Raw genomic sequence first — 14284 nt, forward strand, 5'->3', positions numbered from 1 at the left:
GGTGTACCAGGTGTGGGAGTGGACCACGTCGACGGCGCCGACGGCATCGGCCATGCGCAGCTGCGCCGACATCATCTGGAGGGCGGAATTGGCCGCGTACAGCATCGGATCGGGCTGGTGCACCACCGCGTCGGCGCGGTCGGCGCCCATACAGTGCACCGTCACATCGCACAGCCGGCGCAACTGCGGGACCAGTTCGGTCACGTGCACGCCTGCCCCGCCGTACACCTCGGGGGGATATTCGCGGGTCAACATCGCGACCCGGAGCCGGTCGGGGTCGGCTAGCGATATCGGCTCGCGGTCGCCATCCGCGAAACTCACCGGTCCAACCTAATCGGTGCGCCCTCGCCTCACCACACCTGCCCGGCCACGCCGGAGTGAACCGGCATCGGACACGCCGTGGCCTGGGACGGTAGGTTGAATTCCGTGAGGAGCCAGCCGCACGTACTCGGAGTAGTGCTAGCCGGTGGTGAGGGCAAACGACTCTTTCCCCTCACCAAGGACCGCGCCAAGCCGGCGGTCCCGTTCGGGGGCGCCTACCGCCTGATCGACTTCGTCCTCTCCAATCTCGTCAACGCCGGTTACCTGCGCATCTGCGTGCTGACCCAGTACAAATCGCATTCCCTGGACCGGCACATCTCCCAGACCTGGCGACTGTCCGGCTTCGGCGGCGAATACATCACTCCGGTCCCGGCCCAGCAGCGGCTGGGACCGCGCTGGTACACCGGCAGTGCCGACGCGATCATGCAATCGCTGAATCTGATCTACGACGAGGACCCCGACTACATCGTGGTGTTCGGCGCCGACCACGTCTATCGCATGGATCCCGAGCAGATGGTCGCCCACCACATCGATTCCGGTGCGGGGGTGACCGTGGCCGGAATCCGGGTGCCACGCAGCGAAGCGGGCGCTTTCGGTTGTATCGATTCCGACGAATCGGGCCGCATCACGCAATTCCTGGAGAAGCCGGTCCATCCGCCCGGCACGCCCGACGATCCGAATATGACCTTCGCCTCGATGGGCAATTACGTCTTCACCACGAAGGTGCTGGTCGACGCGATTCGTGCCGATGCCGACGATGTCGATTCCGATCACGACATGGGCGGCGACATCATTCCGGCGCTGGTCTCCCAGGGGCAGGCCGGTGTCTACGATTTCGCCCGCAACGACGTTCCCGGCTCCACGGACCGCGACCGCGGCTACTGGCGCGACGTCGGGACGATCGACGCCTTCTACGCGGCCCATATGGATCTGGTCTCGGTGCACCCGATCTTCAATCTCTACAACAAGCACTGGCCCATCCGCGGCACGGCGGAGAATCTGGCACCGGCGAAGTTCGCGCAGGGCGGGCTGGCCCAGGAGTCGATCGTCGGGGCGGGCAGCATCCTGTCCGCGGCGACGGTGCGCAATTCGGTGCTGAGTTCGAATGTGCTGATCGAGGACGGGGCGACCGTGGAGGGCAGTGTGCTGATGCCCGGGGTGCGGATCGGCCGGGGCGCGGTCGTGCGGCGCGCGATCCTCGACAAGAACGTGATGGTCGGCGAGGGCGAGATCATCGGCGTCGATCTGGACCGCGACCGCGACCGATTCGCGGTGAGCAACGGCGGCGTGGTCACCGTCGGCAAGGGCGTCTGGGTCTGAGCCGCGAACTTCGGCGCCGCGCAACCGCCTCAGCGGCCCGGCATCGGATACTGCGGCGGCGGAGCCGGTTCGGTGACACCCGGACTCTCCGGCGTGTAGCAGAACGGCGCGCAGGTGCCGTGCGGCACCCTCGGATATCTCGACGGATCGTCGAATTTGTCGTCACTGACCAGCAACATCACGAGCAGTGCCACGAAGACCGCCGCGCCGAGGCTGACGAGAGCCAGGACCAGCCACCCGCGCGGCGCGACCTCGATCAGGATTCCGCGCTCGTACACTCCCCGCCTCCCGGTACCGCCGAATTACCCACTGTGCCAATGGTATCGGCTGCCGGGTGATCCCGGCCACGGGAAAGGCCGCCCGGCGCTCCGGAACAGGAGCGACCGGGCGGCGAAATGCCCTGCGAATCAGCGCAGATCGCGTCGGCGCCAGCCCGCGAGTCCGACCGCGGTGATCACCGCCGCGAGCACCAGCAGCACGATCACCGGCATCGCGCGGAAATCCTCCGCCGGCAGTTTCGGCAGATGACCGTAGGGGTTGAGGTCCAGAACCCATTGCGGCATACCGGAGATCGAACCGAGCAGATAGATCGCCACGCCGCCGGTGAACACGCCCCACGCCACCGGCGTCCAGCGCGGCAGCAGTCCGAACAGCAGCACCGTGATCGCGGTGAACACCCATACCGCGGGAATCTGGATCATCGCCGCGCCGAGCGCCTCCGGAAATTTGGCGCCCATATCCGATGCGGCGATCCCGTAGGCCAGGCCACCGACGGCTCCGGAGACGAACAGCGCCACCACCGGACCACCGAAGGCGAAGATCAGATGGCTTGCGGCCCAGCGGATTCGGCCGACGGCGCCGGTGAGGACGGTTTCGGCGCGATCGTCGCTCTCCTCCGCGTACATGCGCAGCGCGGCCGAGATCGAGAACGCCGCCGCGCCCAGGCCGACCATCGAGAAGGCGGTGTTCAGGAAGGCCTGTTCCACTCCCTGCGAACCGCCGAGCCGGGCGATGATGTCGCGGACGGTCTGGCTGGAACCGATCTCGTCGCCGATGCCGTGCACGACGCTGCCGATGACCAGACCGTAGAGCGCGAGCCCGACCGTCCACGCCACCAGGGTGCCGCGCTGCAACCGCCAGGCCAGTCCGAACGGCCCGCTCAACAGTGCCGATCCGGCCGTGGGACCGGGCCGGTCGGCGATCAGTCCGGCCCCCATGTCGCGCCGCCGCAGCAGCGTATAGGCGACCGCGACCAGCACCACGGTGGTCACCGCATGCAGTAGCAGCACCCACCAGTGATCACCCGCGAAGGGACGGACCTGCAGGGACCAGCCCTGCGGCGCCAGCCAGGTCAGGATGTCGGTCGGTCCGTCACCGGCCCGCGCGTCACCGATGGCACGCAGGGTGAAGGTCACCGCGAGCACCGCGAGGGCGATGCCGCGGGCCAGCCGCGCGCTCGCGCTCAGCTGCGCGGTGACCGCGGCGACGGCCGCGAAGACGATGCCCGAGGCGGCCAGCGCCGCGCCGAAGGCCAGCGAGCCGTTGAACGGCACTCCCGACGAGGCGATGCTCAGCGTCGCGACGATTCCGACCACCACGCAGGCGGCACAGGTGAGCAGCAGGGTCGCGGACAGGGCGGCGAAGCGGCCCACCCGGGTCGAGGCGAGCAACTCCTCACGTCCGGTTTCCTCCTCGGCGCGGGTGTGCCGGATGACGGTGAGGATGGTGGCGATGCCGATCAGGGTGTAGAACATCCCGGCCTTCCACACCCCGGCGGCGCCGAGGGTGGTGTTGTAGATCGGGCCGTACAACGCCAGCTGCGCCGGACTGGACAGGATGGTGTGCGCGAAATTCTGCAGATCGGCCGGCGAGGAGTACAGATTCTTCACGCTGGAGACGTAGACGCTGCCCAGCGGCGCCGAGAACAGCAGCACCCACAGGGGCAGGACGATCCGGTCCCGCCGCAGATACAGGCGCAGCAGCTGCCCGGTGCCGGTGAAATTGGCAGCCCGGGTGAATGATTCGGCGAATCCGCCGTGCGGGCGGTCGAGGGTCGCGGTGGTCATTTCGTCGCCTCGCTCAATGCTTGCTCGTCCCGCGGCGCCGCGGTGTGCGCGGGTCGCCGGGCGTCGGCCGGCGCGTCGCCGCCGAGCGAATAGTGGCGCAGGAACAGCTCTTCCAGCGTCGGCGGCTGGCTGACCAGGCTGCGCACTCCGGCGTCGCCGAGCACGCGGATCAGTTCGCCGAGATGGTCGCTGTCGACCTGGCAGTGCAGCGTGTGATCCTCGATCGTGACGTCCTCGACGCCCGCGATGGCGCCGATATCGCCCGGGTCGCCGATGAGTTCGGCCTTGATCGACGTGCGGCTGAGATGACGCATCTCGGCCAGGGTGCCGCTTTCGACGGTCTTGCCGGCGCGGATGATCGTGACCCGATCACACAGCGCCTCCACCTCGGAGAGGATGTGGCTCGACAGCAGTACGGTGGCGCCGCGCTCGGCCGCCTCTCGCGCACATTCGCGAAAGACCTGTTCCATCAACGGATCCAGGCCGGAGGTCGGTTCGTCGAGCAGCAGCAGGCGCGCGTTCGAGGAGAAGGCGGACACGAGCGCGACCTTCTGCCGGTTGCCCTTGGAGTAGGTGCGCGCCTTCTTGCGCGGATCGAGTTCGAAGCGCTCGATCATCTCGGCGCGGCGCCCGGTATCGATTCCGCCGCGCATCCGCCCCAGCAGATCGATCGTCTCCCCGCCCGACAGCGACGGCCACAGCGTGACATCGCCGGGGACGTAGGCGATATCGCGATGCAGGTCGACCGCATCGGTCCACGGGTCGCGCCCGAGCACCCGCGCCTGCCCGGAGGTGCGGGCCAGGATGCCGAGCAGAATGCGGATGGTGGTCGACTTGCCGGCCCCGTTGGGCCCCAGGAAGCCGTGCACCTCGCCCTCGGCGACCTCGAGGTCGAGGCCGTCCAGGGCGCGTACCGATCCGAAGTGCTTGTGCAGTGTCCGGACCTCTATTGCCGATGACATCGAATCTCCTTGCGAGATAAGGGTTCACATTTCGGCGAGCAACGAGTCGAGCACCGAGGAATCGGCGAACAGGCCGTGGGTGTTGGCCTCCACCGCCGGCAGCATCATCTGGTCGGCGTACTCGCGCAACGCTTGTCGAAAGTCGAGCTTTCCTTCGTGGCGGGCGGCGTAGAGCTGCAGGAAGAAGAAGAATCCGCCGCCGTTCTGCACCGCCAGATAGTTCGCCGTCGCCGATACGTCCCTGGGCCGGCGCAACGTGCCGGCCGCGATGCCGACCTCGAGGTAGGACTCCACATCCGCGCGCATCTGATCGAACAGCGAGGTCATCAGCGTTCCGCCGGCCTGGAAACTGCGCATCAGATATGCGGTGTAGGGCGCGAACTCCTCGATGTCGGCGAGGGCCTTCAGGGTCGAATTCGGCGAGGGCTGCTGGACGTATTCCGTCTTCGCGGCACGGATGACGGCACGTACGTGCTCGTCACACGCCTCGCGCAAGCCGTCCTTGGAACCGAAGTGGTGATTGACGAGTCCGGGCGAAACCCCCGCCGCCTTGGCGATGGCCCGCACCCCGACCCCGAATCCCTCTTCTCCGAAGACGACGATCGCCGCGTCCCGGATCCGGGCGGGCGTGCTCAGATCCGAGGCGGATCCTTCCGGTACGGCTGCTCCCTTAAACACATGTTCAATATACTAAACACTCGTTCAATCCGCACGCAAGACTCGCCACACATCGACTTTCCGAAGTCGAATGCGCAGATAGACAGCGTCCCGCGAGCTAATTCGCGGGGCGGGCGGGATCGAGCCGCCGAGTGATCGCGAGCGGTGATCAGCCGCGCGAGGCGCAGAGCAGGCCGTCGCCGACCGGGATCAGCACGCTGGTCAGGTCCGGATCCTCGGCCACGGCCCGGGTCGCCGCCCGCACCGCCTGGGTCGCGGCATCGCGCTGCGCCGGATCGGGCACCCGTCCGCCCAGCAGCGCGTTGTACATCAGTACGGCCCCGCCCTCGCGCAGCAAACGTACGGCCTGCTCGACGTACTGCGGATGTTCGAGCGGGGCCGCGTCGATGAACACCAGGTCGTAGGCGCCGTCGGCGAGCCGGGGCAGCACGTCCAGGGCACGGCCGTTGATCAGCCGGGTGCGCGCGGGCGCGATATCGGCCGCGCGGAAGGCGTCCTTGGCCGCGCGCTGATGTTCCGGCTCGGAGTCGATGGTGGTCAGCGTGCCGTCCTCGCGCATACCGTCGAGCAGCCACAGACCGCTGATGCCGGCGCCGGTGCCGACCTCGACCACCGCCCGCGCACCGAGCAGCTGGGCGTACATGCTGAGCAGCGCTCCCACCGACGGCGGCACCGGCGCGGCGCCCAGTTCGGTGGCCCGCTCCCGCGCGGCGATGAGGATCTCGTCCTCGACCACGGATTCCTCCACGTAGGCGAGGTTGCGCTGCAGGGCCGATGCCGCTGGGATGTGGCTCACGAATATGAGGCTAACGGCGTGGCAGTCGAGGGGCGCGACGACGGCCGGTGTTTTTCTCAGGTGTCCCTCAGCCTCCCCATACCACCGGCACATCGGGAACCGCCAGAGTAATGACCAAGCAAGGGCCGGCCGACCGCCGGACGGCGCCCGGGAACACCGGACTCAGGTTCGGGGTTGTACCCGGTACGCGACGACCACCAGTCGTCGTGCGCCTACCACGGTCCCGAGTAGGAGGTCACCCCATCCACAAGGTCGATGCGGCGCGCGAGTACGCCACCCTGCCCGAGTCGAGTCTGCCGGTCGGCGTCTCGGCCGATTACGAGTTGCCCGGTGCGGCTCGTAGCGATGTCCGTACCGAAGCCGAGGTCCGTACCGAAGCCGGGGCCGACGTCCTGAACGGCACCGACTTCGACGATACCGAAGCCGTCGCGGGCGATGCCGCGGACGACGACGCGCTGAGCGGTACCGCCGCCTTCGACGCCACCGGCGACCGCACCATGATGCCGTCCTGGGACGAACTGGTCCGCGAGCACGCCGACCGGGTGTACCGGCTGGCCTACCGCCTGACCGGTGACCCGCAGGACGCGGAGGATCTCACCCAGGAGACGTTCATCCGGGTCTTCCGCTCGTTGCAGAACTACCAGCCCGGCACCTTCGAGGGCTGGCTGCACCGGATCACCACGAACCTGTTCCTGGACATGGTTCGCCGGCGCAACCGCATCCGGATGGAGGCCCTGCCCGAGGACTACGACCGGGTGCCCTCCGAAGGCCCCGGGCCCGAGCAGGTCTATCACGATGCCCGTCTCGATCCGGATCTGCAGCGGGCGCTCGACGCGCTGGCGCCGGAATTCCGCGCGGCCGTCGTGCTGTGCGATATCGAGGGCCTGTCCTACGAGGAGATCGGCGCTACCCTCGGGGTGAAGTTGGGTACCGTGCGCAGCCGTATCCACCGCGGCCGTCAGGCGTTGCGGGAATACCTTGCGCATAATGGTTCTCAGCAGCGGTTCGCCGCTGAGGAGAAAGTCGGGTAGACAACGGTGCAGCGCCGCGGCCGTGCCCGGCGAAGCTGCAGTCCGTCGGAAGGGTGTGCATCCGTATGACCGGCGAGGGTCGATTCGCCCCCACCGAACACCTGGCCAATGAGGCCGTCGTCGCGTATGTCGACGGCGAGCTGAGAATGAACGCCTATCTGCGCGCGGCCGAACATCTGTCCCGCTGCCCCGAATGCGCCGCCGAGGTCGAGGCGCAGCAGCAGGCCCGGGTGGCATTGCGCCGGGCCGCGCAGATGCAGATTTCCGCGCCGACGGACCTGCAGGACACGTTGAGCCGAATTCCGTTGGCCGACCTCACGAGCAGTAGCACCGAAGAAATGACGCGTGGCGCGAGTTTTCTCGGCCTGCGGGCGGATTCGTTCCGTTTCGCCTCCTCCTCGAATCGAGAAATAGGATTCGAGAGCAGGCGGTGGACGGGATGGTGGCGCAAGTAGAGTTTGCGAACGTGACCACCGAATCGACGCCGTCCGCTTCATCGGATTCGGCGGCCAGGGGGAACCTGAGGCCGTCGGACGCGCCCGTGCTGGGGCCGCGCCCGGTGTACCGCCCGGATATCGATAAACACACCGCCCGCGCTTTCCGCCGCCCCGAGGGGCAGGCCGGATCTTTCGCACCGCATGCCCAGGCCGTGCCCGCGCCGCGCCACGACGCTCCCGAATTGGTCAACCGCCCGCCGGACGCGGTGCTGGCCGAGGCCTTCGGACGGCCCGCGGGTTCCGAGGAACTCCTGCAGCGCGATCCCGAGGCCGGGGCCGACACGCCCGATACGAGCGCACCGGTCGATCCGTGGCGCGACCCCGCGGCCGCGGCCCGGCTCGGCGATCCCGCCATCCACACCCCCGCCCCGCAACCGCTGCCGCCGGGGGTCAAACTCGGCGCTCGCGAGGTGCTGTTCGGCGGCAAGGTCGCGCCCAAGGCACTGGCCATCCTGGGTGTGGCCGCATTGATCATCGGCGTGCTCGGCGGCCTCGTCGGCCGGTTCACCGCCGAGAACACCGGAGCGCTGACCTCGCGCAAGATCGCGCTGCAGCAGGAGAGCAACACCGACAAACCGCACAGCCAGGTCGCCAAGGTGGCCGACGCGGTGCTGCCCTCGGTCGTCTCGATCCGCGAGACCGTCGGCGACAACGGCGCCCTCGGTTCCGGCGTGGTCATCGACGGCAACGGCTACATCGTCACCAACAATCACGTCATCTCGATGGCGGCGCAGGACAAATCCGGGCGCGCCAAGATCCAGGCCACCTTCTCCGACGGCACCAGGGCCCCGGCCCAGCTGGTCGGCCGCGATCCGAAGACCGACCTCGCGGTGCTGAAGGTCGACGTCAAGAACCTCACCGTCGCCCGGCTCGGGAAATCGGGCGATGTGCAGGTCGGCGACGACGTGCTGGCCATCGGCTCGCCGCTGGGCCTGAGCAAGACCGTCACCTCCGGCATCGTCAGCGCGTTGCATCGCGCGATCCAGGAGAGCCCGGAAGCCGGCGACGACACCGCGGGCGCCTTCGACGCCGTGCAGACCGACGCCGCGATCAACCACGGCAACTCCGGCGGTGCCCTGGTCGACGGCGAGGGCCGGTTGATCGGGATCAACACCGCCATCCGCAGCGAGAGCGGCGGATCGGTCGGCCTCGGCTTCGCGATTCCGGTGGATCTGGTGCAGCGGGTGTCGCAGACCCTGATCCGCGACGGTGTGATGTACCACCCGTGGCTCGGGGTCAGCGCGAAGACCAAGCAGGTCGAGAACGACGTCATGAGCGGCGCCGCGGTGGCGGATGTGGTCGGCAACAGCCCGGCCGCCAAGGCCGGTATCGCCGAGGGCGACGTGATCGTCAAGGTGGGCGATCGGCAGGTCACCGAACCGGCCGAACTCACCGTCGCCGTGCAGTCCCATCAGATCGGGGAGACGGTGAATTTCCAATTGATCCGCGACGGCCGCCAGGTCGATGTGCCGGTGACGCTGGAATCCGATAAGAACGCCCCGCAAGCACCCCAGTAGCCTGGTCTTATGTTCAATATCGGCTGGCCCGAGATGGTGATCCTGGTGGTCGCCGCGCTGGTGATTCTCGGCCCGGAACGGCTTCCGGGGGCGATTCGCTGGACCGCGCAGAGTCTGCGTCAGGTCCGCGACTACGCCTCCGGCGCCACCAGCCAGCTGCGCAACGATCTCGGACCCGAGCTCGACGAACTGCGCAAACCTCTGGAAGAGCTCAACGAACTGCGCAAACCACTCGAAGGTCTGCGCGGGATGACGCCGCGGTCGATGGTCACCAAACACCTCTTCGACGGTGACGATTCGCTGTTCACCGGCACGTTCGGCGGTGCGAATCCGGGTAACGGCTCGTCCGGGAATTCCGCGACCTCACAGGCTGGTACGCCGAATTCTGTGACCCCACCCAATTATTCGGTGCCCGAACCGCCGAAACCGCTCGACCGCAACGAGAAACCGCCGATCGATTTCGACGCCACCTGATCGAAAAGCACTGATAGCCCCCTTACGGACCGCCGGTCCGACCCAAATGCCCGGTGTGCTCGATTGATTCGCCGAGAGCGGCGGATTCGTCAACCGGACTAGACACATCCGGCTGTCGAGCTATCTAGACTTCGCACATGTCAGCCGACGAGGTGGCACGGGTGTTCGCGATCGAAGACAAGGTCGAACGTCTCAAGGCTGCCACCGAAGGGGTCGCGGCGGCCCAGCAGACCATCAACGAGCTCACCCGCATCCGCCGAGCGGTGATCAGAGAGCTGCATGCCGAGGGCTGGACCTTCGCCAGGATCGGTGCGGCAGCGGGACTTTCACGCGCCCGGATTCACCAGGTCAGTACCCAGGGGCCGGTACCGGAAGGGTTGTTCTTCGGGCACGGACCACTCACCGTGCTGACGCCCGATCTGCGCGCGGTCACCCGCGCCACGCCGCTGATCGGCGCGCCGGATGCCGCCGCACCGCACCGGCTGGCGGAACTGTTGCGACAGCTGGGATTCACCGTCACGGTCGAACGGTTCCTCCCCGGGCGCCCGGTGGATCTCGACCGTGAGGGCCTGATCGTGCTCGGCGGGCCCGAATTGTCGCCCAGTCTGCGCTATCTGGTCTCGGCCGATCCGCGGCTGCGCCGGACCCTCGCGCGGGCCGGGCGGGTGCGCCGCGCGATCGAGGACCGGGCCGCCCGCCGGATCTACCGGCCGGGCGGCACCGAGCCCTTCGACATCGCCTATCTGGCGCGCCTGCCCCGCCCGGACGGGCACGGGACCATTCTCGTCATCGACGGACTGCATCCGCCCGGATCACTCGGCGCGATACGGCTTCTCGGCACCCGGCTGGCGACCCTGCACGAGCGCGCCGACACCCGGGCCTTCTCGGCGGTGATCGGCGTCCGCTACGACCGCCACACCGGCGAACCGATCGAGGTGGATCTCCTCACGCCGATCTACCGCCACGAACGGTGATCAGGCGGCGACCTCGGTGGGACGCAGGGTATTCATCGGCGGCCGATCCGCCAGATGCACATCCGTGCTCAGTGCGGTGAATTCCTCACCGACCAGCGGGAATTGCGTCAACGCCGCACCGGAGTCGCGAATTCCGCTGCGCCCCAGCACGGTTCCGAGAATCTGCCGGCTCATCACACCCAGATCCGACAGCGGACGATTGCGATGCGTGCGCACGCCCAGATTCACCTGCCCGATCGCCGAGAGGCCGAGCATGTCGAAAGTGTCCAGCAGCAGGCCGATCTCCACACCGTAGCCCGGCGCGAACGGCACCGCGGTCAGCAGTTCCCGCGTCCCCGCGTACTCACCGCCCAAGGGCTGCAACACCTTCGACAGATCCGGGCGCAGCGCCGCCAGCAGCGGCCGCGCCACCAGTTCGGTCACCCGGCCGCCACCGTGCTGCTCCACCGCCGCACCCTGGCGCAACGGTCGCCGGTAGTAGGCCTTCACCAGATGCATACCGTCCACGGTCAGCAGCGGACCCAGCAGTTTCGGCACGAACATCGGATCGGGATCGATCAGATCCGAATCGACGAAGGCCACCAGATCGCCGGAGGTCGCGGCCAGTGAGCGCCACAGCACCTCCCCCTTACCGGGAACCGGCTCCAGTTCGGGCACGGCCTGCTCGCGGGTGACCACCTGTGCCCCCGCCGCGCGGGCCCGCTCGGCCGTCGCATCCACGGAGCCGGAATCCAGCACCACCAATTCGTCGACCAGCGTGCCGAGCAGCGGCCGGATACTGGCCACCACATCGGCGACCGTGCGTTCCTCGTTCAATGCCGGCAGCACCACCGAGACGGTGCGCCCGTCCTTCGCGTCGACCAACTCGTCGATCGCCCACTGTGGTCGATCCCACGTATGCGTGGCAGTCCAATCGAACGTCATACCAGACCTCGCAAGGTTCGTGCGGGGGGCCGGATGCCCTGAATCGCCGCGATCATGTCCACTACTCGCCGGGTTGCGGCGACCTCGTGAACTCGGAAGACCCGGGCGCCGGCCGCGGCCGCCCACGCGGTTGCCGCCAATGTCCCCTCCAATCGCTCGGAAAGCCCGACACCAAGAGTCTCTCCGATGAAATCCTTATTGCTCAGCGCCATCAAGACAGGCCATCCGGTATTTACAAGAATGTCCACGGCCCGCAACAGTTCGAGCCCGTGGTAGGTGTTTTTCCCGAAATCGTGGGTCGGATCGATGAGGATCGCATCCGCGGCGACCCCCGCCGCGCGCGCCGCCTCGGCAGCCCGGACCAGGGTATCGGTGACCTCGGACACCACATCGGCGTACCGGACCCGATGCGGCCGGGTGCGCGGCCGCGCGCCGCCGGTGTGGCTGCACACGATCCCCACACCCAGTTCGGCGGCCACGCCCGCGAGCTGCGGATCGGCGCCGGCCCAGGTGTCGTTGATCAGATCCGCGCCCTCGGCCACCGCCGCCCGCGCGACCTCGCTGCGCCAGGTGTCCACACTGATCAGCAGGCCGGGATAGCGCGCCCGGATGGCCGCCACGAACGGCACCACCCGCCGTGCCTCCTCCGCGGCGTCGACCTCGTCCCCCGGACCGGCCTTCACCCCGCCGATGTCGACCAGGTCCGCCCCCTCGGCGACGGCGCGGGCCACCGCCGCCATCGCGGCGTCGTCGGAGAAGGTGGCGCCCCGGTCGTAGAAGGAATCGGGGGTTCGGTTGACGATCGCCATCACCAGCGCCCGATCCGTCGCCACCGGCTTACCGCACAGGGTGGACAGCGGTGACGCAGAACTCATGGAGGTGAGTCTAATTGCCGGGCTCTCGGCGCCCTCCGACACGACCTAGCCCCGGGGCGCGGTACCGGCCGCCACCTCGTCCGGATAGCTCGCGTAGAACGGCACATATCCCTGGTCACGGCCCTTCAGCACATAGACCGCGGTCGCGTCGTCGGAGGCGAAGCCCTGCTTGCGCAGATCCACCTTGCGGCTCTTGAAGGTCGAGGTGGTCTCCAGTTCGGGCACCACGCGGACGAACAGCGGCACCGCGTACCCGGGCAGGCGGTCGTAGAGCCGGGCGGCCAGCGCGGAGCCGTCGAAGTCGGCATCGGCGTCGAGGGTTACCGCGGCCATCCCCGCCTTACCGTCGGCTCCGGGCACGTCCACGCCGTACACCACCGCCTCGGTGATACCGGGTGCGCCGTCGAAGGCGCCCTCGACCTCCGTGGTCGCGACGTTCTCGCCCTTCCAGCGGAAGGTGTCGCCGAGGCGGTCGACGAAGGCGATGTGGCGCCAATGCTGGTCGCGCACAAGATCTCCGGTGTCGAACCAGCAGTCGCCGTCGTCGAATGCGTTGCGCACCAACTTCGATTCGGTCGCGGATTTGTCGGTGTAGCCGTCGAACGGGGAACGGTCGGTCACCTTCGCCAGCAGCAGGCCCACGCCGCCGGAGGCGACCTTGCGCAGTCGCCCGTCGGGGTATCGCCGCGCCTTCCCGGTCTCCTCGTCGAATTCCACCACCGCGTAGGGCAGCGGCCCGAATCCGGCGGTGCGGTCCACGCCGAAGGCGTTGATGAAGGCGATATTTCCCTCACTGGCCCCGTAGAACTCCACCACCCGGCCGATGCCGAAGCGCCGCCGGAATTCGTCCCACAGCTCCGGGCGCAGGCCGTTGCCGACCGCCAGCCGCACCGAATGCTCGTGTTCGCGAGGCGATTCCGGCTGATTGAGCAGGTACCGGCACAGCTCGCCGATATAGATGAACGCCGTCGATCTGGTCGCGACGACCTCGTTCCAGAAATTCGAGACCGAGAATTTGCGGCCCAGTGCCAGCGTCGCCCGCGAGCCGAGCACCGCGCCGAGCGCGACCGTCAGCGCGTTGTTGTGATACAGCGGCAGACAGCAGTACATGGTGTCGCCGCCGCGCAGGCGGATGCCCAGACCACCCAGCCCGGCCATACTCTTCGTCCAGCGCAGATGGGTCATCACGCTGGCCTTGGGCAGTCCGGTCGTGCCGGAGGTGAAGATCAGGAAGGCGCGCTCCCGGGCACGGACGTCCGCGCACACCGCCGGATCCGCCGGATCAGCCGCGCGGGCCAGTTCCTGCAATTCCTGCGTGTACAGCAGATTCGGCGGCGGCTCGGGCAGTGAGCGCAGTGCCTCCTCGCATTCCTCGCCGATGACGTTGACCGTGCTGTTCAGCAGTCCGAAGCTGTGCGCCAGAACCTGTTCGCGCTGATTGTGATTGAGCAGGCCGACCGTCGCGCCGAGCTTCACCGTCGCCAGCACCACGAACAGCGTCTCGGGGCGATTGGTCATGAGCACGCCCACCACGTCGCCGCGGCGCACACCGCGCTGTGCCAGTACCTCGGCGAAGCAGTTCACCTCGGTATTGGCTTCGCCGTAAGTGTATTCGCGGCCCTCGAAGCGCAGGAACGGCCGATTCGGATACCGCCGTGCCGCCTTCTGGAAGTACAGACCCACCGAGGATTTGTCGTCCGCGCGCACCAGCATGCCGGTGGCGCCGCGCAGCATGCCCGGCGTCTCCATCGCCATGGCGGGCAGCCTGCGTGCCAGATCCCAGAGACTGATCGTGTTTCGGGCCTCGGCGGTCACATTCTCCTCCAACGATGTCCGGTCAGGCGGTGTC

At 68.0% G+C, this 14284-nt stretch carries 15 protein-coding genes; 6 read left to right on the plus strand and 9 right to left on the minus strand.

What is annotated here, in order from left to right; genetic code table 11:
* The coding region (locus ON23_RS22045) for a glycosyltransferase (protein WP_157170264.1) at positions 1-255 on the minus strand (255 nt) is incomplete at its 3' end.
* A 171-nt stretch (positions 256-426) separates the two neighbouring features.
* Here ON23_RS22045 and glgC point away from each other — a divergent pair.
* Entirely contained in the window at positions 427-1641 is a 1215-nt protein-coding gene (gene glgC / locus ON23_RS22050) for a glucose-1-phosphate adenylyltransferase (RefSeq protein ID WP_039780520.1), read from the plus strand.
* A gap of 29 nt (positions 1642-1670) precedes the next feature.
* On the opposite strand, the gene ON23_RS22055 is transcribed toward glgC, so the two are convergent.
* The 5 genes from ON23_RS22055 to ON23_RS22075 form a co-directional block, all read right to left on the minus strand.
* Positions 1671-1919, minus strand: a complete 249-nt coding sequence (locus ON23_RS22055; RefSeq protein ID WP_030514899.1) for a hypothetical protein — start codon at positions 1917-1919, stop codon at positions 1671-1673.
* Between the two features lie 129 nt (positions 1920-2048).
* Positions 2049-3707 carry an ABC transporter permease gene (locus ON23_RS22060; RefSeq protein ID WP_039780496.1) on the minus strand — a complete coding sequence of 553 codons (1659 nt, stop codon included), beginning with the start codon at positions 3705-3707 and terminating at the stop codon, positions 2049-2051.
* Complete coding sequence (locus ON23_RS22065; protein WP_051043079.1) at positions 3704-4669, minus strand: ABC transporter ATP-binding protein; 966 nt, start codon at positions 4667-4669, stop codon at positions 3704-3706. The genes ON23_RS22060 and ON23_RS22065 overlap by 4 nt, the downstream gene beginning before the upstream one ends.
* Positions 4670-4693: 24 nt before the next feature.
* The gene (locus ON23_RS22070) at positions 4694-5347 is read right to left on the minus strand and encodes a TetR/AcrR family transcriptional regulator (protein ID WP_039780498.1); all 654 of its coding nucleotides are present in this window, start codon (positions 5345-5347) and stop codon (positions 4694-4696) included.
* A 148-nt stretch (positions 5348-5495) separates the two neighbouring features.
* Complete coding sequence (locus tag ON23_RS22075) at positions 5496-6134, minus strand: O-methyltransferase (RefSeq protein WP_086006960.1); 639 nt, start codon at positions 6132-6134, stop codon at positions 5496-5498.
* Positions 6135-6535: 401 nt separating this feature from the next.
* On the opposite strand from ON23_RS22075, the gene sigE reads away from it, so the two are divergent.
* The 5 genes from sigE (at position 6536) to ON23_RS22100 (ending at position 10636) form a co-directional block, all read left to right on the plus strand.
* A complete protein-coding gene (gene sigE / locus ON23_RS22080) occupies positions 6536-7174 on the plus strand; it encodes an RNA polymerase sigma factor SigE (RefSeq protein WP_039780523.1) in 639 nt (212 codons plus the stop codon).
* A gap of 65 nt (positions 7175-7239) precedes the next feature.
* Positions 7240-7629 (plus strand): anti-sigma factor, encoded by a 390-nt coding sequence (locus ON23_RS22085; protein ID WP_039780499.1) that lies wholly within the window; start codon positions 7240-7242, stop codon positions 7627-7629.
* A complete protein-coding gene (locus ON23_RS22090) occupies positions 7614-9188 on the plus strand; it encodes a S1C family serine protease (RefSeq protein WP_051043081.1) in 1575 nt (524 codons plus the stop codon). The genes ON23_RS22085 and ON23_RS22090 overlap by 16 nt, the downstream gene beginning before the upstream one ends.
* Before the next feature lie 9 nt (positions 9189-9197).
* Complete coding sequence (gene tatB, locus ON23_RS22095) at positions 9198-9662, plus strand: Sec-independent protein translocase protein TatB (RefSeq protein ID WP_039780501.1); 465 nt, start codon at positions 9198-9200, stop codon at positions 9660-9662.
* Between the two features lie 137 nt (positions 9663-9799).
* Positions 9800-10636, plus strand: coding sequence for a hypothetical protein (locus ON23_RS22100; protein ID WP_036504798.1), 837 nt, complete (start codon positions 9800-9802; stop codon positions 10634-10636).
* Here the strand turns inward: ON23_RS22100 and ON23_RS22105 are convergent, their stop codons facing one another.
* The 3 genes from ON23_RS22105 to ON23_RS22110 are packed head-to-tail and all read right to left on the minus strand — an operon-like array spanning position 10637 to position 14250.
* Positions 10637-11560, minus strand: coding sequence for a glucosyl-3-phosphoglycerate synthase (locus ON23_RS22105; protein ID WP_083904163.1), 924 nt, complete (start codon positions 11558-11560; stop codon positions 10637-10639).
* A complete protein-coding gene (gene folP, locus ON23_RS38715) occupies positions 11557-12435 on the minus strand; it encodes a dihydropteroate synthase (protein ID WP_083904164.1) in 879 nt (292 codons plus the stop codon). Before folP ends, ON23_RS22105 begins: the two co-directional genes overlap by 4 nt.
* A gap of 45 nt (positions 12436-12480) precedes the next feature.
* Positions 12481-14250 carry a long-chain-acyl-CoA synthetase gene (locus tag ON23_RS22110; protein ID WP_039780526.1) on the minus strand — a complete coding sequence of 590 codons (1770 nt, stop codon included), beginning with the start codon at positions 14248-14250 and terminating at the stop codon, positions 12481-12483.
* Positions 14251-14284: the final 34 nt, after the last annotated feature.

Source organism: Nocardia cerradoensis NBRC 101014, from assembly GCF_000308535.1.
GTDB classification, from domain to species: domain Bacteria; phylum Actinomycetota; class Actinomycetes; order Mycobacteriales; family Mycobacteriaceae; genus Nocardia; species Nocardia cerradoensis.